Source organism: Wenzhouxiangella sediminis (assembly GCF_003410055.1).
Classification (GTDB): domain Bacteria; phylum Pseudomonadota; class Gammaproteobacteria; order Xanthomonadales; family Wenzhouxiangellaceae; genus Wenzhouxiangella; species Wenzhouxiangella sediminis.
Genome location: NZ_QUZK01000041.1, coordinates 139944 through 164400, shown reverse-complemented (window position 1 = coordinate 164400; position 24457 = coordinate 139944). Strand labels below are relative to the sequence as shown.

Genomic DNA, 24457 nt, shown 5'->3' with positions numbered 1-24457 from the left:
CGCAGGCCGGAGTTGAGCTTGGATCGCGAAAGACCCGCCTCACGCCCCTGTCCCGACCGGGGCCTGCCCGCCATGATGGCCGGACGATTGCTCCTCGCAGCGCTTTGGGTCGTTTCCGGCAGCGCTTTTGCAGCCGACGATGACAGCGGGGTTGCCTCGGAACGCACGCTCGCGGTGGAGTCCTATGGCCTGGATGCCGGCCTGTCGCAATCGAGCGTGATCAGCATCGCCGAGGACGGCAACGGCTTCCTCTGGTTCGGCACGCAGGAGGGCCTGCACCGCTTCGACGGCCATCGCTTCGACGTGCTGACGCACCGGCCCGACACCCCGGACGCTCTGATCAGCTCCACCATCGACGCCCTGGCCGTCGACGGCGACGAGCGCATGTGGCTGGGCAGCAACGACGCCGGCATCGAGGTCATCGACCTGGAAACCCTCGAGCGCTGGCGCTTCGCCACCGAGCAGGGCCTGTCCCACCTGCGCGTGGTCGACGTGGCCGCATCGCCTTCGGGGCAGTCGGCCCTGGTCGCCACGGCCGCCGGCGTCGACCGCATCGACCTGGCCGGGCAGCGCGTCACCAGGCTGGTCGCCCGCAACGGCCTGATCGGCCTGGCCCGGTTCGGCGAGTCCGACTGGCTGGCCGCCGATCGCGATTGCGGGCTGGTCTTCAGCGACGGCCGCGAACGGCAACCGGATCTGCCCGGCTCGCCGGAGTGCAACGCAGTGGCCCAGGCGCCGGACGGCACGGCCTGGCTGGCGACCGAGAACGGCGAGCTGGTGCGCGTGCGTCCCGGTAACATCTCCGTCGTTTCCCCGCCGATCCGCCCGAATGGCGGCACGCCCTGGGTTTCGAGCCTTTATGCCGAAGCGGACGGACGACTGCTGATCGGTGACAGCAAGGGCGGCGTGCTGGCCTGGGATCCGGCCCGGCCCTCGCAGTACACGCGCTGGCGCATGGACATCGGCGACAGCGAGGTCACCCGCATCTTCCGCGACAGTGCCGGCGTGCTCTGGATCGGCACCTTCGCCGACGGGCTCCACCGCGTGCTGCCGCTGGCGGAAACCGTCCTGGCCAGCGGCGCACCCGCCTCCGACGAACCCATCACCTGGCCCGAGGAGATCGTCTGGGCGGTCCGGCGCGACGAGCGCTTCAGCCTGCTGGGCACCGAAAACGGTTTGTACGTGCGGGCCACTGGCAGCGAGGCGTGGCGGCAGCTGCCAGCGCTGGCCGGCATCCCGATCCTCGCGCTGGCCGCCGAGACCTCCGGCGACGGCTACTGGGTCGGCAGCTATCACGGCCTTTGGCGCTGGCAACCGCCCGAAGCGCCTGAGCCAGTCGTTCCGGGCGAGCTCCCCGACGAGCGCATCACCGACCTGGTCGAACACGGCGGCCGCCTGTGGATCACCACGCAGTCGGGGCTGGCCGTGCTGGCCGACGGCCGGCTGCAACCTGATCTGGTTCCGGATGTGTTGCGCGACCCGTTCCTGACCACGCTGCGCATCGACGAGGACGGCAGCCTCTGGGTCGGCAGCAACGAAAACGGCGTGTATCGTTTCCGCCCGGGCGAGTCGAGCGAGCACTTCTTCGCCGGCTCGCGCGAGCGCTCCAGTAGCTCGATCTGGGCCATCCACCTCGAAGACGACCGTGTCTGGCTGGCCAGCTTCGGCGGCGGCCTGCTGCAGCTCGACCGCGAAGGCAGCGTCCAGCGCCAGATCACCACCGCCGACGGTCTGCCCAACAATGTCGTCTATCGCCTCCTCCGCGACCCGGCCGGGCGCATGTGGCTGAGCACCAACCAGGGCCTGGCCGTGCTCGAGCCCGAGAGCGGGCAAGTCCAGCAGCTGGGGCGGCGCGACGGCCTGGTCAACCAGGAATTCAACGCCGGCGCGGCCTGGCAGGGCGACGACGGCATGCTCTACTTCGGCGGCATGGACGGCGTCGACTCGGTCGCCAGCAGCGAATTCTCTTTCGAGAGCCCGCCGGCGCGGCCGGTCATCGACGGGCTGACCATCGCGCATCGCCAAATCGGCGTACTGGACGCCTTCGACGGGCTCGACGCCGCCCTGCCCTATGCCCGCAAACTGCAGCTGGATCACGACAACGGCATTTTCGCGCTGCGCATGGTGGCCCTGGACTTCAACGCGCCCGGGGCCGCCCGGCTGCGCTACCGTGTGGAGGGCCTGCACGACGAATGGGTGCAGGTGCACGGCCCGGAGGCGGAATTCTCCGTCAACTATCTCTCGGCGGGCAGCTATCGGCTGCAGGTCGAGGCGGCCGGCCGCGACGGCCAGTTCCGCAACGCGCACGCCCTGGACATCGTGCTGGCGCCCCCGCCCTGGCGCCACCCGATCGCCTACGCGTTCTACGTGCTCGGCCTGCTCGGGCTGCTGGCCCTGATCGTCTGGCGCGTGCAGCGCAACATGCACAACAAGCGCCGGCAGGTGGAAGTGCTGCACCAGCAGGTCGCCGAGCGCACCGCCGAACTCCAGCGCCTCAACGAAGAACTGCAGCAAAGCAACCGCAAGCTCGACCAGGCCACCCGGCGCGATCCGCTGACCGGCCTGTCGAACCGGCGGGACTTTCTCGACTGGATGGAAAAGGCCCGAAAGAACCGGGACCGTCGGTCGCGGCCGAGGCTGCTGTTTCTGATGATCGACATCGACGACTTCAAGCAAATCAACGACCAGCGCGGCCACGCCGTGGGCGATCGCGTGCTCGTGGCCTTCGGCCAGCGCCTGGGCGAGTTCTGCCGGGCCGAAGACATCCTGGTGCGCTGGGGCGGCGAAGAGTTCCTGCTGGTCGTCAACGACATCGACCCCGCCAGGGGCGCCGCGCTGGCCGAGCGCATCTGCCGGGCCGTTTCCGAGCAGCCCCTGGTGACCAGCAACGACGAGGAAGTCAGCGTCACCTGCAGCATCGGTTACGCCGCCTGGCCCCTGCTGGAACAAGCCGGCAGCCCGAACAGCTGGGAAGTCAGTATCGACCTGGCCGACCACGCCCTGTACACGGCCAAGGCGGCCGGCAAGGACGGCTGGCGCGGTCTGGTGGCCGGCCCGCAAACCCGCGAGGACCAGATCGCAACAGCGCTGTCGACGCGAGAACTGGACGAACTGATCGAGCGCGGCCTCCTGGAGACCGTGTCATCCTCGCCGAGCTGAAGCCCCTGCGGAGTGCACCGGGCTCGATTCGCGCTCAAGCCGACCGGCGGGCATAATCCTCGTCGAACACGAGCGATGATTTCCCATGCGCAAACTGATTCTGCTGATCGGCGTGCCGGTGCTGTTGATTGCCGCCTACGTGCTCTACCTCGCGGTCGATGCCGGCGAGTTCCGCAGCGTAGAGAATCTCCACCCCGGCGAATGCCGTCGGATCGCCGGTGTGCCTGGCGCCGAAGACATCACGCTGCACCCGGAGCGCGATCTTGCGCTCGTCTCTAGCTTCAACCGCCGCGCTGCCATCGCCGGCGATGTCCGGCCCGGCGGCATCTACGCCTGGGCGCTCGACGGTTCGATGGACTCGCCCGTCAACCTGACCCCCGACGCCGGGAAGGACTTCAGGCCGCACGGCATTTCGCTGTTCGTCGATGACGAGGGCCGGGGGACGCTGTTCGTGGTCAATCACCCCGGCGAGTCACTGTTCGGCGACCAGCCCGGCAAGTCAGCCGGGCCGGCCCACGCCGTGGAGGTCTTCGACCTGCAAGGCCAACGCCTCGTGCACCGCGAAACCCTGGCACACGAATCGATGATCAGCCCCAACGACATCGTCGCCGTGGACCACGAACGCTTCTACTTCACCAACGATCACGGCAGCGCGCCGGGCTGGCAACGCACCCTGGAGGACTATCTGCGCCTGGGGCGGGCCAACGTGGTCTACTTCAACGGCAGCGAATACCGCGAGGTGGCCGACGGCCTGAGCTATGCCAACGGGATCAATCTCTCGACCGACGGCATGCGACTGTACGTCGCCGAAGTTACCCACGGCCGCATCCGCGACTACCTCCGCGATCTGCAAGACGGCAGCCTCGAACAGCTGCGCCGTTTCGACGTGGGCTTCGGCGTCGACAACATCGAAGTCGATCCGGACAACGGCGACCTGCTGCTAGGTGGCCACGTCAAGCTGCTGACCTTCACCCGTCATGCCGGCGATGCCGAAGTCCTCGCCCCGTCGCAGGCCGCGCGCGTTCGACTCCACCCCGAGCCAAGAATCGAGACCCTGTTCCTCGACGACGGCGAGCTGATCTCCGGCGCTAGCGTCGCCACGGCGCGTGATCAGACAATATTGATCGGCTCGGTCTTCGAGCCACACATGGTGGTCTGCAGAAAAGGCGCCGGATGATCATCGATATGCGCGCCTGGCCCCTCAATTGATGAAAGGGGCACCCGCCCTTAGACCTGGCAGGTGCCCCGTATTTACGCTTGCTGCCCTAAATGCCCTTTCCTCCATCTAGCTCCCGGGCTGCCCGGCCAAATTCGCTTCGATAGTGTCGAGCCGTCTTGCAAGTGCCGCATTCTGCGCGTTCAGTTGATCGATGGTCGCCTGCTGCTCCTTGATGGCTTCGATGAGCGCCGGCACAAGGGCCGAGTAGGACAGGAAGTAGTCGCCGGCGTCGCTCTTTTCCACCGCGGCGGGAAAGACCGTTTCGATTTCCTGAGCAAGCAACCCATACTGTTGTGGGCCCACCTGCTCGGGCTTGGAATCGCGTCCCGGGCGGCCCATCCGATACTGATAGCCGTTGACCTGCAGCAGCCTATCCAGAGCGCCCTGCATCGGCTCCACATCCGACTTCCTGTTTGCATCCGAAGCCTGCACCCAGGCGCCCGACGTGTTGACGTAGGCCGCGAGAGCGCTACCGTTGTATGGATCGGTGTCCGATCCGTCAAAGGAGTCTTCATCGAGGATATAGAGAAGCGCGGCAGGCTGACCGTCCGCGCCGTCTCCGGGCGACCAGATCGTCACGGAATCGCCGTCGCCATGGATGCCCGCCGATTCGAAAGAGCCTTCGTAGGAGGCCAAGAGAAAGGAGGACCCGCCATTGCCGAATACTTGGGGGCCGGCGCCGTGCTGCCAGTTGGGTGAAGCGTTGATGACCGTTCCGCTACCGGGCGACTGAGTGAGCGAAATCTTTCCATTCACATCCAGCGCATTGATCGGGGACGTGGTTCCAATTCCGACGCCACCCGGCACACTGGTGTAAACATCATCACCCGATACGGTCCAGCCGTTCTCGGGCGAGTTGAGCACCGTACCCGCGGTGGCGGCATACTGGGCAAGCGGTGCGGGGTCAACCCTCTGGCGAGGCGCTAGTTCCACGAGCGGGCCCGTCCCGCCACAGTCGACCAGGACCGACAGCCAGCGTTGCCCGGCCTCGAAAGCACCGGCGCCGAAATCCAGATCGACCTGGAAGAAACCGCCCTGAACCGACACGTCCTGAAACGCATTGGTGCTGCCGACCTGCGAACCGTCGGTTTCAGCGTCGTACAGCATGAATTCGAAATCACAGGCGTCCGATATCAGCGCGTTGGATTTCTGGAGTTGTCCCTGATAGGTGAATGTGGAAGGCGTTGTAGAGGCCATCGCGACGCTCGCGACAATGGCTGAAAGCAAGGGGATGCTTTTTGCAGCAATCGAAGAAATTACGGAAAGCCGCCGCCTGTTGGATAACTTGCAGGCTGCCGATACGCTGGTTTTCATGGAGGTTTTCCCTTTTTATTGTCGATAGGTGGAATAAGCCACCGAATGCGGGGCTTCCGAAATCTAGACCGAAACCGCCATTAGATTAGCCGCAGTTGGCCCTTCGCGCCACTTGAGCTGAAAATTGCAGGAGTCCTGGATTTGCGGCCCACGGTCGTACTCTAGAAGTCCGTTCCCAATCGCCACCCACAAGGAGCCGAGTCGTGATAGTTCAGGGAAATGTCGAGTTCACCATTGTCCAGCAGAGCACTACCGAGGTCGTTTCGGAGATGCCCGTTACGGCCGGAATCCACAATCCATTCGGGGTGGCCAATGCCGGGGCCATCCTCTGGTTTGCGGATGTCACGGCCAGTGTGCTGGTCATGGGAAAAATGGAGGCCTCAGCCGGGATGAAGGGGTTTCCGCTCGCCATCTCGCTGAACGCCAATTTTCTGTCAAATCAATCGGAGGGAGACTTCAGGGCCAGATCTGTCTTCGTCAAGAAAGGCAAAACGGTCAGCGTGGTCAGAACCACCGTAACGGGCGCAGAGGGGAAGCTGATCGCGGATGTCACGACCAGCCATGTGCTTTCCAGGTAGGCCACGCCCGCAGTGCCGGGATCAGCCGGCGTGCTGCTTCAGGTACTCGGCAATCTCGTCCTTGAGATGAAGGCGACGTTCCCGGGCCTGCTTCTCGGTGTCGCTGCTGACCGCCTCGACCTCGGTTTCCATCCGGTGGACCTGCCGGTTGACCGTGTGGTACTCCTCGGCCAGCTTCTTGAAGTGAGCGTCGGTGGTTTTCAGCTGGTGGATCGTTTCCGCGTACTCGGGGAACTCCTCGGCCAGTTCATGTGGGGTATGCGTCATTGTAGAACTCCTCGCTCGGAAGTGGTTTCACGGCCACCGGCTTACGAGCCGGCCACCTGATTGGGGATCAGCTCAAGGTAACACCTAGCGCGACATCAGCGAGCGCGAATATACAACGTAGCCGTTCCCGTAACCACTTCGCCCTCGGCGTCCTCGGGAATATCCTCCGGCGCCCCGATAACCACCCGGCCTGCTGCCGCGCCGAGCGCTGACCCGAAACGGTCGTAAGCGCCCGCTGCCGACGGCGCCAGGCGCTCGCGCATCGTCCAGCCCGCCTCGCCCGGGGCGAACACCCAAACCGCGCCGGTATCACGCTCCGGGTCGTCCACACGCGGCGCACCCACTACGGCCAAGCCATCGACCAGCGCCACGGCATGTCCAAACTGGTCGCGATCGGACGGATCAGGCGCGCTCAAGCGGGCAACTTCCCGCCAGCCGTCGTCGCCTTTCTCGTAGACATAGGCCGCGCCCTCATCACTACCGCCCAGGTCGGCAAAGCGCGCTCCGACCACGGCACGACTGCCCTCCAGGGCCACGGCATCACCGAAGCCGTCGCCACCGGCACCGTCGGAGGGCGTCAGGCGTGCAACCTGTCGCCATTGACCGCCGCTGCGCTCGAACACGTAGGCGCTTCCGCTGGTGTCCTTGGCCGGCACGTTGCCGCTGGCACCAATCAGGATGCGATCGCCATCCACGGCAACGGCCGACCCGAAGCGCTCACCGGCCGACTCCGGCGCCAGCTCCATCACTTTTTGCCATCCTTCGTCGCCGCGCTCGTAGACCAGCGCCGCGCCGGAGTCTTCACCCACGAAATCGGCGCCCGGCGCGCCGACCACCGCAAGCACACCGTCCAGGGCCACAGCCACGCCGGCCATGTCGTTCTTCCCGGGGCTTTCGCGTTGAACCTTGGCCACCTGACGCCACGTTCCACCTTCGCGCTCGAACAGGTAAGCGGCCCCTTCGTTGAGTTCGCCCAGCATGACCCGCGGCGCGCCGACGAGAACCGAATCGCCACTGATGGCCACTGACGCACCGAACGCATCGGCCAACTCGCCATCATCGGGCGTCAAGGTTGCCGTCAGCTCAACGGCGCTGTCGCCGCCTGTGCTGAACAGATAGACGGCACCGACGTCCTCGCGCTCCAGGTCGGTGGACGACGCACCGACCAGAATGCGGTCGGCATCCATCGCCACCGCCGTCCCGAACAGGTCCCCATCAGCGGCATCGGGCGCCACGAAAGTCATCGGCGATGCGCCACAAGCGTTGGTGGCAAGAAAGCTGCCGAAAGCAACAATCAGGGCGCAGGACAGAACGGGCGATAGCCGGCAAACAGCCAGTCTACGTATCGGCATGTTGTCTCCAGAGAATGCGAATGAAATCATATCGAGGCAGACGGCCTCGAAGGCATGGCTCTCAACTTACGTGAGACTCGATGAATTTCTGCCAGCACGCGGACCTACCCGCCACTGGATGATCCAGCGGGGCAGGAACCGAGAGCGTGCCCTACGGGCGTTTGTCGAGGAAATGACCGAGCAGGACCACGCCCGATCAGGTGCCGGAATCTGTCGCAGCGCTCGACTCAGCGCTTGCCCCGTATCATCCCGATGATGAGAAGCAGGATTACCGCGCCGATCACGGCGGTGACGATGCTGTTGAGTATGCCGGTGCCGATAGCCACGCCCAACTGGCCGAACAGCCAGCCGCCGATGACCGCACCGACAATGCCGACAACGATGTTGATCAAGATACCTTGACCACCACCCTTGACGATCAAGCCCGCGAGCCAGCCCGCGATACCCCCAACAATCAACCAGATCAGAATCCCTTCCATAACAGTCTCCCTTAAGCTGAGTGGGCGGCCCCGATCGTGCTGCGACAGCGCCTGTGTTGACGGTAATCTCTTTGTTGACGGCTTGCAAGCGCCACCCGTAGTCGGCAGGAACCTCAGACCGCAGCGCTCAAAGCGAAGCCCTGACTGACTCGACCGTTCGGGGAACCGAACCCCGCGAACGCTGGACCTATATGCCCTGCTTTCTCGATCAGGTCAGTCCGGAGCGGTAGCTGCGCGAGCACGGCAGCTCGGTGCCATCGACAAGCTTCAGCTTCGCATCGCCGCTTTCGAGCGGCTCGATTTCGGCGACGCGGTCGATCCGGACCAGGTAGCTGCGGTGAACCCGCCTGAAGCGCTCGGGATCGAGCCGCTCGAGAAGGCCTTTCATGGTGCTCCGCAGTGGGTACTCGCGCCTGCCGACGACCAGGTTGACGTAGTTGCCGGCGGCCTGCGCGTAGTCGATGTCGGCGGCCGGCACCAGGAATTCCCGGCCCAGCATCTTGACCAGGAAGCGATCACAATGGTCGGGCGGGCCATCGGCTGCGTCGTCGTCCGACTCGCGGTCGGGCCGGCCGTCCGGCGGCGCGTCGAGCCAGCGCGCCTCGCCGGCGAGGCGCCGGAGAATAAAGCGGTAGCCCTCGATGAAGAGCACGATGCCGGCGTAGGTTCGTGCATCCTTCAGGTATTCGTAGACCAGCTCGCCCGGCCAGTATCCGAAATCATAGTTGCCGCCGGCCAGGCGATAGGCGACTTCGCGCATCGCGACCATCAGCAGCACGTGGGCGAGCGAAAACACGACGCTGGCAAGGACATGACCGGCCAGCCACCGGACGGGGTGCGACCAACTCCAGGCCCAGTGGCGCGTAAACACCACCACCGGCCACACCAGCAGCAGTAGCGCCAGAGCGCTCGAACATTCCCAGACAATCGGCTCCCAGCGGGCCGTGGAGTCGGCGGCTTCGATCTCGAGCACCCGGACCAGGCTGTTGGCGACCCCGTTGACCAGGTAGAGAACGATCCAGAACCCCCATTCGAAGCCTGTCCGATAGGGTGCGTACCAGTCCAGGAATGATCGGGAATCCATTCGCATGCCGCGATTCTAGCCGAGCTTCGTCCCGCCATCCGGCGGTTGGTCCCTGCCTGCCAACGGTTCGTCCCTTGCCGCTTTCCGGCAGGAGTCGGCCGCAGGAAGATAGCGCAAATCTCGCTCAGACTTCGATCATGGACCGATTGACCGCTTCAGAAAGACGCCACGACGTGGATGCCGTGCGCACCGGCGCCTTTGCACTGCTGATCCTCTACCACGTCGGCATGGTCTACGTAGCCGATTGGGGCTTTCACATCAAGAGCCCCAGCACCGCGGAGTGGCTGCAGTGGCCCATGGTGGCCATCAACCGCTGGCGGATGCCGCTCATCTTTCTGGTCTCGGGCCTGGCGCTAGGCTTGAGCGCACTGGCACTGCGCCCCGGCCGGATAGCACTGCGCCGCACCAGCCTGTTGCTGGTGCCGCTGGTGTTCGGCATGCTGGCCATCGTCCCGATCCAGGCCTGGGTGGAAGCGCGCGCCAACGGCGCATTCGAGGCCGGCTTCGGCGCGTTCATGCTGCGGTACCTGCAGCTTAAGCCCTGGCCCGGCGGCGGCTTCGCCGGGGCCGAGTTCGGGGTGACCTGGAATCACCTCTGGTACCTGGCCTACCTGTGGACCTACACGCTGGCGCTCGCGGCCGGCGTGGCATTGCAGCGGGCGATCCGGACCCCGAACCCGGCACAGACGCAGGCGCCGGTCGGACGGATCGGCATCACCTGCCTGGTGACGCTGCCCGTGCTGTGGTGGTTTTTCGTGCTGTATGTACTCGAACCGCAATTCGGCGACACCAAGGCGCTGCTCGGCGACTGGGCCCAGCACGCCAAGTACTTCCCGGTCTTCCTGTTCGGGTTCTTCCTGGCCCGCCGGCGCGCATGGTGGACGGCGGCTCGCGAGTACCGGCGAGCCCCACTCGCGCTGGCCATGACCGGCCTGAGCATCTACATGGCGCTTCGCATCGCCGGGCGCGTGCTACCACCCGAAGAACTGGCTGCATTACCTGATCTGAATTGGCGTGCAATCTCCGACAGCGCCCACGCGCTCTACGCCTGGAACGCGCTGCTGGCCATACTCGGCTACGCCGCCGCATGGCTGAACCGGCCGAGGCGCTGGATGCCGTATGCCAACCGGGCAGTCTATCCCTGGTACATCCTCCACCAGAGCCTGATCGTACCGCTCGCCGCAGTGCTGATTCCGTTGTCCCTGCCCGGCCCGGTCGAGGCCATGCTCGTGCTCACCGGCACGATTGCCGGCTGTGCCATGATTCATCACTTCGTCTTACTCAGAGTCCGCTGGCTTCAGCCGCTCATGGGTATGCGGCTTGCGCCGAGACCGACAATCCCTGCGACGCGCCGGGGTTCGGCGGCGTAAGAGCTTCGGAGCGGGTGTGCTACCGGCCCGACTACCCGCTCCTCATGACGCCCACCATGGCGCATCTCCGCGGCCCGATTCCAGGGGAAGGGACACCCCAAGCGTCACCAACCGGGACGAGGGCGATTCAGACGGGGATTTCCTGAGTGTGCTGGTTCCTTTGGTTCCGCCCTCGGGGTTTTCAGTCGGCGCCCAACCTGAGTGTCGGGGGCGATTTTGACGCTATTCGACGGCGAATGTTAGCGTCCCAAATGTTGAACTCGAGTTGGCGCAAAAGGGGTTCACGCATCAAATTCGGTAGGAGGATTTCAATGAAATTTTTGAACATTCTTCTGTTCGTATTCACCGCGCTCGCCGCCGCAGGTCCGCAGGCCATTGCCTCGCCTGCGAACGGTCAAGGCGATGTCGATTTCGGCGCGAAGTTGAGCGCTGAGGCGGAGGACGCTCTGGTCTCCTTCCAGGATTCTCTGGAGCGGATCACTTCTGCCAAGGGCGCGCGCATCACCGACGTCTCGGTCGACCAGTCAATGAGCAACGACGGCGACTTCAGCACACTGAACACCAGCTGCACGGCCAGTGCAACCGTGGGCAGCCCGGGTGGCACGGAAGTCACTATCGAGGCAACGGCGCCCACCTGCACGCAAGCCGTCGAGATGGTCCAGAACGCCGTCCAAGACTTGATGGACGACCTCGACATCGAGTAAACGGAAACGCGCCGGCCCGGTGCTTCGCCGGGCCGGCATCATCAAACCAGTCCAAGATTTCATCACTACACTGGATCCTCCGGCTGCGGGAGACAGGTTTCTCGCACTGGCATGCGTTCGTCTGCAAGTCGACGGAAAATGTACTAGGCTCGGCGCAAACAGCCAATACCCTGGTAGTGCCTGCCCGACCAAGACTTCGCCCGGAGCCGGCGGCGCCGGTCGCCTCCTCATAGGCGCTTTCGGGCCAAGATCCAGCGCCTTACAGACAGTTTCTCGTCCCATTGACCCAGCACTCAGAAGAACTCGAGCTGTTACAACCTAGGAACTGGGCCCGTCAGCCAGATGTCTCGTGGGAGCCCCGGATTCTGTTAGAACTTGAGCCACGGAACCAATAGCCGATCTCGCGCCCAAATCAGCCCACTCTCAGAAGCGCCCAAAGTGTCACCGACCGGGCCAAGAGCGATTCAGTCCGAGTTTTCTTGGGCGCCTTGGTTTCTGACTAACGAATTCCGCGTCTATTGCCTCAAAACCAAGTCCGGATCTTCATCAAATGAAATCCCGCGATAGTCGTAAGCACCCAACCTTTGCAGATCAGAGTTGAAGAGAACGATGCTGGATTCGCCCCCCGGATGCACCCTTTCTAGGGGATGAACATCTTTGCGATTAGGATCGATTGGATTTTCAACCAAGGCAACTGCATAATATTCTCCATACCTGTAGAAGCCAAAGTCGTATTTGAAGTACTCAGCGCCATCACGTTGAGTTCGGATTGCCAGCATTCGGGCAACCCCGTCCCACAAACGCTCACAGGTCCCGCGATCCGATTTATCAGTTAGCGCTAATGGCTCAATGTTGGCAAGGGCTCTCTTTGCCTTGTCGTTGTCCCAGTATGCGCTGGCAGTCTTGAAACGCATCATATGCTCTTCCACTTCGCTGGAAGGGGTAGGGCATGCAGGGTCAAAAGCAGACTCACCTGGAACAGCCTCTTTCCAGATGGCCATCAGGAAGATCGCAAGTATAAAAATGTAGGCAAAGCGATTCATAACCAACCTCCAGAAAGCAAGACTTGGCGCTTAGCGATTCAATAGCACCCATCGACTTCCTCAATAATCTAGCCATTTTCATCGAAGACAGTTATCTGGTCTCCATCGATAACTAGTCTAACCGGGACACTGAACCGCCCCGGGCCTCCGAGCATACCTCCGTCCGGCAGCGACTCGAATCGACTCGATCTGCCGTTTTGAAGGTGCTTGGCGGCCCTTCCAAGGACCAGGCGCTCAAGCCGGTTGCGGAACTGGATGTCGACACCCTAGCCGACCTCACAGAGCCCAGCTATGTCGATCTTGTCCGCTGGACGGGCCTTCAAACCCACCGGGAGAAGCATGGCAAGTTGTCCGCGGCCGATGGACGACCGCCCGAAGCGCTATGGGGCGTCGCAAACCACCCTCGCGAGTGGATGCGGCGCGTACAGGGTACCGAAAGCCGCTACTACCGTGCGATCGGCTCGGCCGAGGCCTTGATGCAGAAGGCCGCCGATCTGGGCCAGCGCTGGATGAAGGGTGTATCCGGCGAGTTCGCGCTCAAGAAGTTACGAGAACAGCCGATACCCTGGTAACGCCCTCCTGACCAGGACTTCACCCAAAACCGTCGGTTCCGGGCGCCTCCTCATGGGCGATTTCGGGCCAAGATCCAAAATCCAGCGCCTTATAGACAATTTCGCGCCCGACTGACGTCGCGCTCAGAAGATTCCGAGCCGCCAACCACCTAGGAACAGGGCCCTTCCGCCAAAAATTTCGTGGCTGTCCTGGTTTTTTGCTGGTCGAGCAGCGCCGCGGGCCCAGGAATCCGCACCCGAACCGGGTGCCGGAAGCGACCGAGAAGCGCATTCTCGAGTTCTGTCTGGCCAAGCCGACCTACGGCGCCCAGCGGGTCGCCAACGACCTGCGGCTGGAGGGCGTGGACGTCAGCCCCTCCGGGGTACGCGGCGTCTGGCTGCGACATGATCTGGAGACGCGCTACAAGCGCCTCCTGCGGCTGGAAGCCGAGGCCCAGGAGCAGACCTTCGCCCTCTCCGACGAGCAGATCCGGCTACTGGAGCGTCATTCTCCCGAGTTCCGGAGGCGCCATGTCGAGACCTCCGCACCCGGCGAGCTGCTAAACCAGGACACGCTCTACTGGGGCCAACTCAAGGGTGTCGGCAAGATCTACGTCCAGGTCGTGATCGACGCCTTCTGCTCCCTGGCCTTCGCCAAGGTCTATACCTCGAAGATGCCGATCACGGCCGCCGATCTGATCTACGACCGCGTCCTGCCGTTCTACGATGCCCTGGGTGTCACCATCCAGGCCATCCTGACCGACAACGGCCGGGAGTTCTGTGGCAAGCCCGAAGGGCATCCCTACGAGCTGCTCCTGGCCTTGCACGACATCGAGCACCGGACAACCAAGGTCAGATCGCCGCGAACCAACGGCTTCGTGGAGCGTATGAACCGGACTCTGCTCGATGAGCACTTCCGCATCAAGGGCCGTGAGAACTGGTACGAATCAGCCGCTCAGATCCAGGCTGATCTGGACGAGTTTCTGGCCTTCTACAACCTCAAGCGCACCCATCAGGGCTATCGCCTGAAGGGTCGAACACCGGCTCAGGCGTTGCGCGATGCACTAGGCCGAAAGAAGTTGCCGCCGATCATTCCGAAGGAGCCTACAAGCGAGGTTGCAGAGGCGGCATAATCAGGGCTACTGGAGACCCCGAGTGTCGGGTAATTACTCAACTTGTACAGCTTTCGAAATCCCTTCGGCAATTCGTGGATGCGTGAATTCACAGATTTGATTCCACAGGAGTTGGTTCGAGGCAAAGCTTCCTCAAGTATGCCAACTCCATTATTGGGCCACCACGGAGAATGGCCATCAATTTCTTTGGAGAATCCCCGACCTTTGTCGAATCAGAACTCCGTGTTCTCTTCAAAACCAAATGCCCTTTTTCGAAGTCAAGGACTCGGAGGTGATGCTTTAGCCGAGACCCTGAATACTGACTGAGATCCAGTAAGTAAACTTCCGACCGTCTCCCAGCTTGATGAGGATCAGACAAGCTTGAATTTATTAAATGGAGCATACGGAGGTCGGCTAGCGCCTGGATAAAACCATACTCTCTAGGGTTCTCTTCTTTGTCTCTCAAGTCAATTTTAAAAAACGTGATCTTTTGCTCGTTCAGCAAGTATTCTCTAGTGGTATGAAGCGTACTTACCAAAGCAGCTGATCGGCCTCGGGCAGCGGCAGCGTCATCTTCCAACTCCTGAAGTTTAGTGCTGGCGGCGATACCTGCAGCATTATTTACATCCTGAACACCGACCAAGCGCGCGTTGGCTCTCTGCCTAGCCTGCTGTAGTGATGTTGCACAGAGCGTCAGGAAATCCCTTGGAACACCGCCCGAAGCTAACACCAGCCTATCTACTGCTGAAGAACTCAAGAATCCCGTTAGGGGAAGCACATTAGCTTCCTCAAGATATCCTTTCAGGATACTTGTCAGGAACTCCTTGGCCTTTTCGGGCTTTTCTAATGTGACATCTAGACTGATAATTGAAGCGTCATGGCCTGTCTGCAAGCCAGTTGGCGGCTCGGGGACGAACCACCTCGTCTGGTGCTGTATGCCAGCAACCTTTAGCCACACCTCGTTGTCTCGTGTGATACCTAAAAGACAATCGAGCAAACGAGGGACGTCTTCAGGAGGCAAATAATGAACATCATCCAAAAATACATAAATGGCCGAGCCAGCCTCCATGCAAAATCTCGACAGAGCCTGCTGAAGCTTTGGGACAACCCTGGAAAGCCTCACTTTCCCTTCACTGGCAAGACCCAATTGTGACTCGAGATCCTCCCGAACAGAGGCCATCATTCTAAGCGCGCCGGTCATTGAGCCAGACCCTTGAAGCGCGCCAATAACCAGATCTGAAAGCCGTTGAGCTATGGTCAAGAACGCTTCCTCATATCTCAAGCCACGGAGTGAATGAATATTCACCCAAAGCGTATAGTCGCCATCTCGTTCAAGCAATCGCTTGGCCTCGAGAAGGAGCGCTGTCTTTCCAACACCTCTACGACCAAACACGAGATGATGGCGAGGAGAACGTGCGACCTTAAGCCTCTCATCCGCATCGTAAACGTATCGCAAGCTTGGCTGGCTTTCAGAGGTTCGGGACCGCGCACTAAGAAGCTCAATTAGCTCATCCACCCTCTCATCGTGGACACTAGTAATCTTCTTTCCCTTCTTCTTAGTCTTGCTTCCCTTAGAGCGTTTAACAGTAACAAAACCGTCCTCAATGAGCCCATCAATATCTTGAGCAACACGCAATGCCTGATCAAAGTCTCTTGAGACATGAACTATGACAATAACCTCAGACGGATAGGTTCTTACATCTATCGAATCCGTGAGAACCCCGGCCTCATTAAACTTCCGAGCAACAAGCGCTTTAATGTCAAAGTCGACGCTCATATATTCCATCCTCTAGATCTTAAATAATTTCTAGACTCAGCAAGGAAATCGGCAGCCAGCTTTGCCTGCTCCTCAGCCAGTTCTTTTAAGGCCCGTTCGTTCCTTGGATAGGGCTCGTAGTCTGCTCGGTTTCTTTCATACCTAGCGTTCTTGAGCGCGTTCTCCCAATCTGCCCTGTCAGGAAAATCGGACGGCAGCGCCCCCGGAAGCTTGGAGTGGTCCTGTTGATCATCACCGCCATTTACGCAAAAGGAAACCGCTCTCGCTGAATGGTACATTGAGTAATACGATCGACTAATCGACATTCGGAACGATGGACGCGCCAAGCCTAAGGATGATCGCCCATCCGCTAAGATAGAAGACGCAAGCCTCAATCTGTCGAACACGGCTTTCTCTTGGAGCTCGTCAATCGTGTAGCCAGTTCTGCTGACCAGAGAGACGCCGGCATTAAGATAATCCAATCGCTCTTTCTTAGACTTAGCAATGAATTCTAAGTCTGCTGCGGGTGCCCGTCGTGACACAGGTCTACTCCAAACTACTTCGCCAACTGTATGATCACTATAAAGTATCACCAATTCGCGCGCGTCCCTATCATCGCCCCGCCGCTCAATAATTAATGTAAAGTGGCTCTCGGACAGATCATGTCCGCTGCGATTAGAAAACGAGCTCCGTCAGGAAAGAGCCTGTAATGCAGGTAGGCTCTTCCCCTCCACATACTCCAAAAACGCTCCACCCGCGGTCGAAATGTAATCAATTCGATCGGCAACATGAAACTTCTCGATCGCCGCGATGGTGTCGCCGCCACCGGCCAGCGTAAAGCCCTTGCAGGCCGCCACGGCATGCGCGATGGCCTGCGTGCCGGAATGGAAGGCCTCGAACTCGAACACCCCCACCGGCCCGTTCCAGATCACCGTACCGGCCTGGCGGACGATGGCTGCGAGTTTTCCGGCCGATTCGGGGCCGATGTCGAGGATCATCTCGTCCTTGCGCACACGGCCAACTGATCTCAGCGTGGCGTGGGCGTCTTCGTGGAAGCGCTCGGCGGTGAGGACGTCGGTGGGTAGCGGGATGGCCGCGCCCTTTTCTTCAGCGCGCTTGATCAGGTCCTTTGCGGTGTCGACCAGGTCCTTTTCGTAGAGCGAGCCGCCCACGTCGTAGCCGGCGGCGACCAGGAAGGTGTTGGCGATGCCGCCGCCGACGATGAGCTGGTCGACCTTTTCGATCAGGGCTTTGAGGACGGTGAGCTTGGAGGAGACCTTGGCGCCGCCGACGATCGCAACCATGGGGCGCTCGGGTTTGGCCAGGGCCTTTTCCAGGGATTCGACTTCGCGGGCCAGCAGGGGGCCGGCGCAGGCGACCTTGCTGTGGCGGATCACGCCCTCGGTGGAGGCCTGGGCGCGGTGGGCAGTGGCGAAGGCGTCGAAGACCAGGACGTCGGCCAGGTCGGCCATTTTCTGGGCCAGGGTGTCGTCGTTGGCCTTTTCGCCCTTGAGGAAGCGGACATTTTCGAGCAGGACGACCTGGCCGGGGTCCACGTCGACGCCGTCGATCCAGTCGCGCTTGAGCTCGACGGGCTGGCCGAGCATTTCGGTGAGCTTTTCGGCGACTGGGGCCAGGGTGAATTCCTCATCAAAGCTGCCCTCTTCCGGGCGGCCGAGGTGGGACATGACCATGACCGCCGCGCCGGCGTCGACGGCCTGCTTGATGGTGGGCAGGGCAGCTTCGATGCGGGCGGCGCTGGTGACCTGGCCGTTGCGGATGGGGACGTTGAGGTCGGCGCGGATTAGGACGCGTTTGCCCTGGATATCGACCTGGTCGATCGTTTTCATTCTGATTCCTGGAGTTTCGGTTGGCTGATGGGGTCAGTTTAGATAGGGGTGGGGTTGGGCTCAAGGCCGATATTAGGTTTCAGGGTTCAGGTTTCAGGTTTCAGGAGGGAAGAGACGGGGTCGGGGGATCGGAGGAAGGAGGGGTTCCGGGTTCGGGGAATGCGAGGTCCCGGATCGGGGTCCGGGATGACGCTTCGCGTCAGTTCGGGGTTCCGGGGACACGCGGCTACGGGGATGGTCTGAGTCGGCTTCCCGGGGCAGTGGCGTCTTTGGGGGAGGATCGTGGTCTGGAGGCCGCTCCTTCATGAGGCTTGCAGGGCTCGTTGGGGTTCAGCAAAAAGGTCCCGGATCGGGGTCCGGGGCGACGCTTCGCGTCGGTTTCGGGTAGATTTCGGGTTGGTGTCGTGTTCAATTTCGTGGCCCGTGGTGAGGATGGGGTCACCTCGAAACCGAAGGACGTAGCGCATGATTGTTCGGAAGCTCAGGCTCAGGCGCGGCTGGTCGCAGGATCAGTTGGCGGAATTTACCGGCGTGACGGTTCGCACGATTCAGCGGATCGAGCGCGGCGGGAAGCCGAGTCTGGAGACGGCGAAGGCGCTGGCGGCGGTGTTCGAGGTGGATTTTTCCACATTCACTTCGGAGGAAAACGACATGACAGAACGCGAAGAAGTCAAACGAGACGAGATCGAGGCCATGGAGTACGCGAAGGGAGTCAAGGACTTTCTGAGCGGCGTGGTGGTGTATTTCATCCTGGCGATCTTTTTCTTTGCCAGCTGGGGGTTCGATACGCCGTTGCTGTACATCGTGTTCGGCGGCGTCGGCCTGGGCCTGGTGTTCCAGGGGTTGATGGCTTACGAGATCATCCGGCTGCCGTTTCAGAACATGGAGCGGCGGATTGCGGAGAAGAAGCTTGGGAGGAAGCTCTGACTATTAGGTTTCAGGGTTCAGGTTTCAGGAAAAGATGAAAAAAAGGGTTCGGAGATGGGAGGTCCCGGATCGGGGTCCGGGATGACGCTTCGCGTCAGTTCGGGGTTCCGGAAAGAGAAAAGAAAAAGCCCGGCGCTGTGGCCGGGCTTTTTTTGGCTTCGATCCGGGAGGTCCCGGCTCGGGGGCCGGGACGACGGGCATTCTCAGACTTTGCTGAGGGCCAGGGCCGTATCGAGCATGCGATTGGAGAAGCCCCACTCGTTGTCGTACCAGCTGAAGACCTTGACCAGGCGGCCGGAGGTTTTCGTCAGCGTGGCGTCGAAGATGGACGAGTGCGGGTTGTGGTTGAAGTCGCTGCTGACCAGGGGCTCGGTGTTGTAGCCGAGGATGCCCTTGAGCGGGCCGTCGCTGGCCTTCTTGACCGCGGCGTTGATTTCATCCACCGAGGTGTCGCGGCTGGCGATGAAGCTCAGGTCGACGACCGAGACGTTGATGGTGGGCACGCGGATGGAGTAGCCGTCGAGCTTGCCGTCGAGTTCGGGCATGACCAGGCCGACGGCGGCGGCCGCGCCGGTCTTGGTCGGGATCTGGTTCTGCGCGGCGGCGCGGGCGCGACGCGGGTCCTTGTGGTAGACGTCGGTCAGGACCTGGTCGTTGGTGTAGGCGTGGATCGTGGTCATCAGGCCCTGCTCGATGCCGATGGCCTCGTGCAGCGGCTTGACCAGCGGCGCCAGGCAGTTGGTGGTGCAGCTGGCATTCGAGGCGATGTCGTCGCCGGCCTTGAGGATGTCGTGGTTGACGCCGTAGACGATGGTCGGCAGGTCCTTGCCGGCCGGCGCGGAGATCAGCACCTTGCGGGCGCCGCCTTTCAGGTGGGCCGAGGCCTTTTCCTTGCTGGCGAAGATGCCGGTGCACTCCAGCACCACGTCGACGCCCAGCTCGCCCCAGGGCAGGTTGGCCGGATCGCGCTCGGCGAACACGCGGATCTTGTCGCCGTTGACCACCAGGTGATCGCCCTCGACCGAGACCTCGCCCGGGAACTTGCCGTGCGCGGTGTCGCGCTGGGTCAGCAGGGCGTTGGTTTCGACGTCGGCCAGGTCGTTGATGGCGACGATCTGGATTTCGCCGGTGCGATCGGCTTCGTAGAGCGCGCGCAGCACGTTACGGCCAATGCGGCCGTAGCCGTTGATGGCAACCTTGATGGACATGACAGGAATCTCCGCAAGTCTTGGATTTCGAGGAATCCGGGTATTTTACTGCGGCTGGGGCCGGAGGGCCAACTTGTGGGGGTTATTTGGGCTTGCTGCTGTGGGGTTTCTCGCAAAGACGCAACGGCGCGAAGGACGCAAAGAAAGAAAAAAGAAAGAATAAAGGGACTGAAAGGCCGGACAGGAAGCGCTAGCGCTTGCCGCTAACCAACGAGTGTTTCAAATATCCATCTTTCCTTCTTTTCCTTTGCGCCCCTTGCGCCGTCGCGCCATTGCGAGAGGAAAAAGGCTATTGCCCGCACACTCCGCTATAGAACCTCGCGGACGGCCGAGACCACCGCCTCGGTGGTGAAGCCGTATTCCTTGAACAGGTCTTCGGCCGGCGCGGACGCGCCGAAGGTGTCGATGCCGATGACCTTGCCCTTTTCGCCGACGAAGGGCCACCAGTAGTAGGTGACGCCCGCTTCCAGGGCCACGCGGGCCTTGACGGCATTGGGCAGGACGGACTCGCGGTAGCTCTCATCCTGTTCGAGGAAGCGGCCGGGGTTGGGCATGGAGACGACGCGGACTTTCTTGCCCTCGCCTTCCAGCTCGGCGGCGGCGTCCATGGCCAGGCCGACTTCCGAGCCGGTGGCGATCAGGATGACCTCGGGCTGGCCGCCTTCGGCGTCCTTCAGGACGTAGCCGCCCTTCGAGATGGCCTTGATCTGGTCTTGGGTCTTGTCCAGGTGCGGCAAGCCCTGGCGGGTGAGGACCAGCGCGGTCGGGTCCTTGCGGCGCTTCAGCGCCTCGGCCCAGGCGGAGGCGGCTTCGACCTTGTCGGCCGGGCGCCAGACGTCCAGGTTGGGGATCATGCGCAAGCTGGTGGTGTGCTCCACCGGCTGGTGGGTGGGGCCGTCCTCGCCCAGCCCGATCGAGTCGTGGGTGTAGACGTGGATGGCGCCGGTGGGGATCAGCGCGGACATGCGCACGGCGTTGCGCGCGTAGTCGCTGAACACCAGGAAGGTGCCGGAATACGGGATGAAGCCGCCGTGCAGGTACAGGCCGTTGACGATGGCGGTCATGCCGAACTCGCGCACGCCGTAGTAGATGTAGTTGCCGTTGGCCGCGTCGTCGAGCACGTCGACGCTGCCCGACCAGTTGGTGTTGTTCGAGCCGGTCAGGTCGGCCGAGCCGCCGATCAGTTCGGGCAGGTGCGGGGCGAATTCCTCGATGCTCGCGCCCGAGGCCTTGCGCGTGGCGACCTTCTTGTCGTCGCCCTGCAGCTTCGCCAGGATCTGCTCGACCAGGCCGTCGAAGTTCTCGGGCAGCTCGCCTTTCATGCGCCGCTCGAACTCGGCGGCCTTGTCCGGGTGCGCGGCCTTGTAGGCTTCGAAGCGCTCGTTCCATTCCTTTTCGGCGGCCGCGCCCTTCTCGCGGGCATCCCAGGCGGCGCGGATATCGTCGGGAATCTCGAACGGGCCGTGCTTCCAGCCGAGCTGCTCGCGGGCGGCCTTGATCTCGTCGGCGCCCAGGGCGGCGCCGTGCACGCCGGCGGTGCCGGCCTTGTTGGGGGCGCCGAAACCGATGGTGGTCTTGCAGCAGATGATGGTGGGCTTGTCGTGGACGGCCACGGCGCGGTCGATGGCGGCCGAGACGGCCTCGGCGCTGTGGCCGTCGACGTTCTCGACCACGTGCCAGCCGTAGGCCTTGAAGCGCGCCGGGGTGTCGTCGTTGAACCAGCCGTCGGTGTTGCCGTCGATGGAGATGTTGTTGTCGTCGTAAAACACGACCAGCTTGCCCAGCTCGAGCGTGCCGGCCAGTGAGCAGGCCTCATGCGAGATGCCTTCCATCAGGCAGCCGTCGCCGGCGAACACCCAGGTGTGGTGGTCGACGATGCTGTGCTCGTCGGTGTTGTAGCGCGCGGCCAGCAGCTTTTCGGCCAGCGCCATGCCGACACCGTTGGCCAGGCCCTGCCCCAGCGGGCCGGTGGTGGTCTCCACGCCAGGCGCGTCCTTGCGCTCGGGGTGGCCGGGCGTCATGGAATGCAGCTGGCGGAAATTCTTGAGCTCTTCCATCGGCAGGTCGTAGCCGGTCAGGTGCAGCACGCTGTAGAGCAGCATCGAGCCGTGACCGTTGGAGACGACGAAGCGGTCGCGGTCCCACCAGTCGGGGTTGGCCGGGTTGTGCTTGTGGTGGTCGCGGAAGAGCACTTCGGCGATATCGGCCATGCCCATGGGCATGCCCGGGTGGCCGCTGTTGGCGCGCTCGACGGCGTCCATGGACAAGGCACGGACGGCGTTGGCGAGTTCTCGGCGATCCTTGATCGGCTGGGTCATGAAACTGTGCTGCCTGCTTGGTATGTGGGCGAGGAAACCGCACATTTTACCCGCCCCGGCCGGGTGCGGGGCAAGGCGCGGGGCCCGGCAACCGCTCACACGCGGTTCGGAGCCCGGTCGGCTCCCAGGACAAATGCGGCGATTTCCGGCACTTGCGAGATTTTTTGCGAGTGCATCCTGCGCAAAACCCTGATACACTGCAAACTCGGAAAAACTTTATCGCGCCAGCGACGTCAAAGCGGGGGCAGACTGGCAGATTTATCGACCAAACGGGTACGAGGGAAATGACTCGCTTGAAGCACATCCTGATCATGTTCGCGCTGATCGCCGCCGGGGCCCAGGCCCAGACGGTGGACGACGTACCGTGGTCGATCGTGCCCGACAGCCAGGCCGGCGAGCCGGCCGCCGCGCAGGCGCCGGTGGTGCAGGTCATCGCCGACCGCTCGCCGCTGGGCCTGCCCGGCGAACGCCCGCGCCTTTCGATGACCCTGCCGCTGAACGGCCGCCGCGGACTGGCCGCGGCCGACGACGACGGTGAAGGCAGCGCCTTTTCCTGGTCGCTGAAGGCCTGGCAGATGAACACCGCCAGCCTGGCGCACATCCAGTGCAGCCAGGGCATGATGACGATGAATTCCTACCTGGCGCAGGACTGCCGCTTTGTCGACCAGCCCCTGCCCAGCGATTCGGTCAACCTGCTGCAGGTCTCCGGCGACTGGATGGCCGCCCCCGGCCTGCAACTGGGTTTCAGCGCTTTCCGCGGCGACGAGACCCCGAACCGGGCCGAACAGCCCTTCGGCTTCGACCTGGACCCCGAACTGCTCGCCCGCCGCCCGTCCGAGACCACGGTCGACGGCGCCGTCGAGGGCCTGGACGTCAACGTCAGCTTCGGCATCCAGACCGAGCGCATCGGCGATTTCCTGGTGGGCCTGCAGCTGGCCCGCTACCGCCAGCGCATGACCCTGGCCGACCTGGGCATGCCCTTCGAATCGCTGGATTCGCGCAACGACACGCTCTACACCAACTCCGCCCAGGTCCTGCTGGGCTGGCGCCGCGGCAACTTCAGCGGCGAGATGATGGGCCACCACCGCGAACTGCCGCTGTGGATGGGCGCCGACCAGGCGCCGGGCACGCTCAACTCCTTCGACCTGGAGTTTTCCTGGCACGCGCAGCGCAACGCCTCGCTGTCGATCGGCGTGAGCAACGTCATGGACGCGGCCCCGCGCGCCGACGAGGCCAGCGCCGACGCCGCCGCACTTGAAGATCCGCTCGAAAGCGTCTACGGTCGCATTCCCTACGTGCGCTACAAGCAAGACCTGTAAGCTCATTTCGTCTTAACCTGATCGAGAACTCACCGGGGGATTCCTGGACATGCCCACTGTCGCCTTCCGTTTCAGCACCGCGCTGATCGCGCTTGCCTTCTGTTCCGCTGCCCTGGCGCAGGAATCGTTTTCCACCCTGGAAGAGAGAATGACCGGCCAGGAGTTCATGGAAACCGGGCTGCACAAGCTCAGCAGGGAAGAACTGGCCGCGCTCAACCAGTGGATTCGCGAACGGTCGCTGACGCAGGAGGAAGCCATCGAGCTCAACCGGCAGCGCGCGCAGCAGGGCGGCGGCATGACGGCCGACCAGGACATGCGCGGCTTCGAGGATCGCGGCAGCAGCAACGCCCCGCCCATCAACAGCCGGCTGGTCGGCAACTTCAACGGCTGGCGCGGCGACACCCGCTTCGAGCTGGAAAACGGCATGGTCTGGGAGCAGAGCGCCCCCGACACCTACTTCGTCTCCGAAGTCGAGAGCCCGCGCGTGACCATCAAGCAGGGCATGTTCGGCGGCTGGCGCCTGCAGGTCGAAGGCTACAACAAGCAGGTCCAGGTCGACCGCGTCGAATAAGCGCGCTCAGTCGCGCGGGGGCCTGGGGCGGTTGCGCTCCATCTTGAGCCAGAACAGCCACACGCGCCCGGCCAGGTAGGCCACCCCACCCAGCGCGATCAGCCCGATCGGCAGCACCGGCGGCGGCAGGGTCCAACCCTGCGGCTCGGCCAGCCACCACCAGATGGCGCCGACCACCAGCGCGGTCATCGCCGCGTAGGTCACGTTCTTGGACTGCCACACACGGCGCCGCCACCGGCGCAGCTCCAGCCGCGCGACATCCGCCTGAGACATCTC

At 62.7% G+C, this 24457-nt stretch carries 21 protein-coding genes; 10 read left to right on the top strand and 11 right to left on the bottom strand.

What is annotated here, in order from left to right; all coding sequences use genetic code 11:
* Positions 1-18 precede the first annotated feature (18 nt).
* Both DZC52_RS10885 and DZC52_RS10880 read left to right on the top strand, forming a co-directional pair.
* Positions 19-3159: a ligand-binding sensor domain-containing protein gene (locus tag DZC52_RS10885; protein WP_181918906.1), complete on the top strand. Its 3141-nt coding sequence runs from the start codon at positions 19-21 to the stop codon at positions 3157-3159.
* Between the two features lie 85 nt (positions 3160-3244).
* Positions 3245-4336 carry a strictosidine synthase family protein gene (locus DZC52_RS10880; protein WP_116651165.1) on the top strand — a complete coding sequence of 364 codons (1092 nt, stop codon included), beginning with the start codon at positions 3245-3247 and terminating at the stop codon, positions 4334-4336.
* 108 nt (positions 4337-4444) lie between these two features.
* On the opposite strand, the gene DZC52_RS10875 is transcribed toward DZC52_RS10880, so the two are convergent.
* Complete coding sequence (locus DZC52_RS10875; protein ID WP_116651164.1) at positions 4445-5692, bottom strand: tail fiber domain-containing protein; 1248 nt, start codon at positions 5690-5692, stop codon at positions 4445-4447.
* Positions 5693-5895: 203 nt separating this feature from the next.
* On the opposite strand from DZC52_RS10875, the gene DZC52_RS10870 reads away from it, so the two are divergent.
* Positions 5896-6270: a PaaI family thioesterase gene (locus tag DZC52_RS10870; RefSeq protein ID WP_116651163.1), complete on the top strand. Its 375-nt coding sequence runs from the start codon at positions 5896-5898 to the stop codon at positions 6268-6270.
* Positions 6271-6291: 21 nt separating this feature from the next.
* Here DZC52_RS10870 and DZC52_RS10865 read toward each other — a convergent pair whose 3' ends face one another.
* The 4 genes from DZC52_RS10865 to DZC52_RS10850 form a co-directional block, all read right to left on the bottom strand.
* Entirely contained in the window at positions 6292-6537 is a 246-nt protein-coding gene (locus DZC52_RS10865; RefSeq protein ID WP_116651162.1) for an HP1242/YdcH family protein, read from the bottom strand.
* A 95-nt stretch (positions 6538-6632) separates the two neighbouring features.
* The gene (locus DZC52_RS10860; RefSeq protein ID WP_181918905.1) at positions 6633-7889 is read right to left on the bottom strand and encodes an FG-GAP repeat protein; all 1257 of its coding nucleotides are present in this window, start codon (positions 7887-7889) and stop codon (positions 6633-6635) included.
* 227 nt (positions 7890-8116) lie between these two features.
* Positions 8117-8368, bottom strand: coding sequence for a GlsB/YeaQ/YmgE family stress response membrane protein (locus DZC52_RS10855; RefSeq protein ID WP_116651160.1), 252 nt, complete (start codon positions 8366-8368; stop codon positions 8117-8119).
* A 208-nt stretch (positions 8369-8576) separates the two neighbouring features.
* The gene (locus DZC52_RS10850; RefSeq protein WP_220338334.1) at positions 8577-9452 is read right to left on the bottom strand and encodes a LytTR family DNA-binding domain-containing protein; all 876 of its coding nucleotides are present in this window, start codon (positions 9450-9452) and stop codon (positions 8577-8579) included.
* 137 nt (positions 9453-9589) lie between these two features.
* Between DZC52_RS10850 and DZC52_RS10845 the strand changes: the two genes are divergently transcribed.
* Both DZC52_RS10845 and DZC52_RS10840 read left to right on the top strand, forming a co-directional pair.
* On the top strand, positions 9590-10822 hold the full coding sequence (locus tag DZC52_RS10845; protein WP_116651158.1) for an acyltransferase family protein: 1233 nt from the start codon (positions 9590-9592) through the stop codon (positions 10820-10822).
* Between the two features lie 311 nt (positions 10823-11133).
* The gene (locus DZC52_RS10840; RefSeq protein WP_116651157.1) at positions 11134-11526 is read left to right on the top strand and encodes a hypothetical protein; all 393 of its coding nucleotides are present in this window, start codon (positions 11134-11136) and stop codon (positions 11524-11526) included.
* A 515-nt stretch (positions 11527-12041) separates the two neighbouring features.
* Here the strand turns inward: DZC52_RS10840 and DZC52_RS10835 are convergent.
* Positions 12042-12569 carry a hypothetical protein gene (locus DZC52_RS10835; protein WP_147307666.1) on the bottom strand — a complete coding sequence of 176 codons (528 nt, stop codon included), beginning with the start codon at positions 12567-12569 and terminating at the stop codon, positions 12042-12044.
* A gap of 197 nt (positions 12570-12766) precedes the next feature.
* Here DZC52_RS10835 and DZC52_RS10830 point away from each other — a divergent pair, with 197 nt between their 5' ends.
* Together DZC52_RS10830 and DZC52_RS10825 are read left to right on the top strand one after the other, a co-directional pair.
* The gene (locus DZC52_RS10830) at positions 12767-13141 is read left to right on the top strand and encodes a hypothetical protein (RefSeq protein ID WP_116651155.1); all 375 of its coding nucleotides are present in this window, start codon (positions 12767-12769) and stop codon (positions 13139-13141) included.
* Positions 13142-13386: 245 nt separating this feature from the next.
* Positions 13387-14253 carry an integrase core domain-containing protein gene (locus DZC52_RS10825; RefSeq protein WP_245960808.1) on the top strand — a complete coding sequence of 289 codons (867 nt, stop codon included), beginning with the start codon at positions 13387-13389 and terminating at the stop codon, positions 14251-14253.
* An 88-nt stretch (positions 14254-14341) separates the two neighbouring features.
* Here the strand turns inward: DZC52_RS10825 and DZC52_RS10820 are convergent, their stop codons facing one another.
* Together DZC52_RS10820 and DZC52_RS10815 are read right to left on the bottom strand one after the other, a co-directional pair.
* Positions 14342-16009, bottom strand: a complete 1668-nt coding sequence (locus DZC52_RS10820; protein WP_116651217.1) for an ATP-binding protein — start codon at positions 16007-16009, stop codon at positions 14342-14344.
* Between the two features lie 671 nt (positions 16010-16680).
* Positions 16681-17844, bottom strand: coding sequence for a phosphoglycerate kinase (locus DZC52_RS10815; protein WP_425451394.1), 1164 nt, complete (start codon positions 17842-17844; stop codon positions 16681-16683).
* Positions 17845-18303: 459 nt separating this feature from the next.
* Between DZC52_RS10815 and DZC52_RS10810 the strand changes: the two genes are divergently transcribed.
* A complete protein-coding gene (locus DZC52_RS10810) occupies positions 18304-18765 on the top strand; it encodes a helix-turn-helix domain-containing protein (RefSeq protein WP_116651153.1) in 462 nt (153 codons plus the stop codon).
* A 203-nt stretch (positions 18766-18968) separates the two neighbouring features.
* On the opposite strand, the gene gap is transcribed toward DZC52_RS10810, so the two are convergent.
* Complete coding sequence (gene gap, locus DZC52_RS10805; RefSeq protein WP_116651152.1) at positions 18969-19973, bottom strand: type I glyceraldehyde-3-phosphate dehydrogenase; 1005 nt, start codon at positions 19971-19973, stop codon at positions 18969-18971.
* 308 nt (positions 19974-20281) lie between these two features.
* Entirely contained in the window at positions 20282-22279 is a 1998-nt protein-coding gene (gene tkt, locus DZC52_RS10800; protein ID WP_220338337.1) for a transketolase, read from the bottom strand.
* A 296-nt stretch (positions 22280-22575) separates the two neighbouring features.
* On the opposite strand from tkt, the gene DZC52_RS10795 reads away from it, so the two are divergent.
* Together DZC52_RS10795 and DZC52_RS10790 are read left to right on the top strand one after the other, a co-directional pair.
* Positions 22576-23610, top strand: a complete 1035-nt coding sequence (locus DZC52_RS10795; RefSeq protein ID WP_116651150.1) for a hypothetical protein — start codon at positions 22576-22578, stop codon at positions 23608-23610.
* Between the two features lie 49 nt (positions 23611-23659).
* On the top strand, positions 23660-24181 hold the full coding sequence (locus DZC52_RS10790) for a hypothetical protein (RefSeq protein ID WP_116651149.1): 522 nt from the start codon (positions 23660-23662) through the stop codon (positions 24179-24181).
* Positions 24182-24187: 6 nt separating this feature from the next.
* Here DZC52_RS10790 and DZC52_RS10785 read toward each other — a convergent pair whose 3' ends face one another.
* A complete protein-coding gene (locus tag DZC52_RS10785) occupies positions 24188-24454 on the bottom strand; it encodes a hypothetical protein (RefSeq protein ID WP_147307665.1) in 267 nt (88 codons plus the stop codon).
* Between the last annotated feature and the right edge of the window lie 3 nt (positions 24455-24457).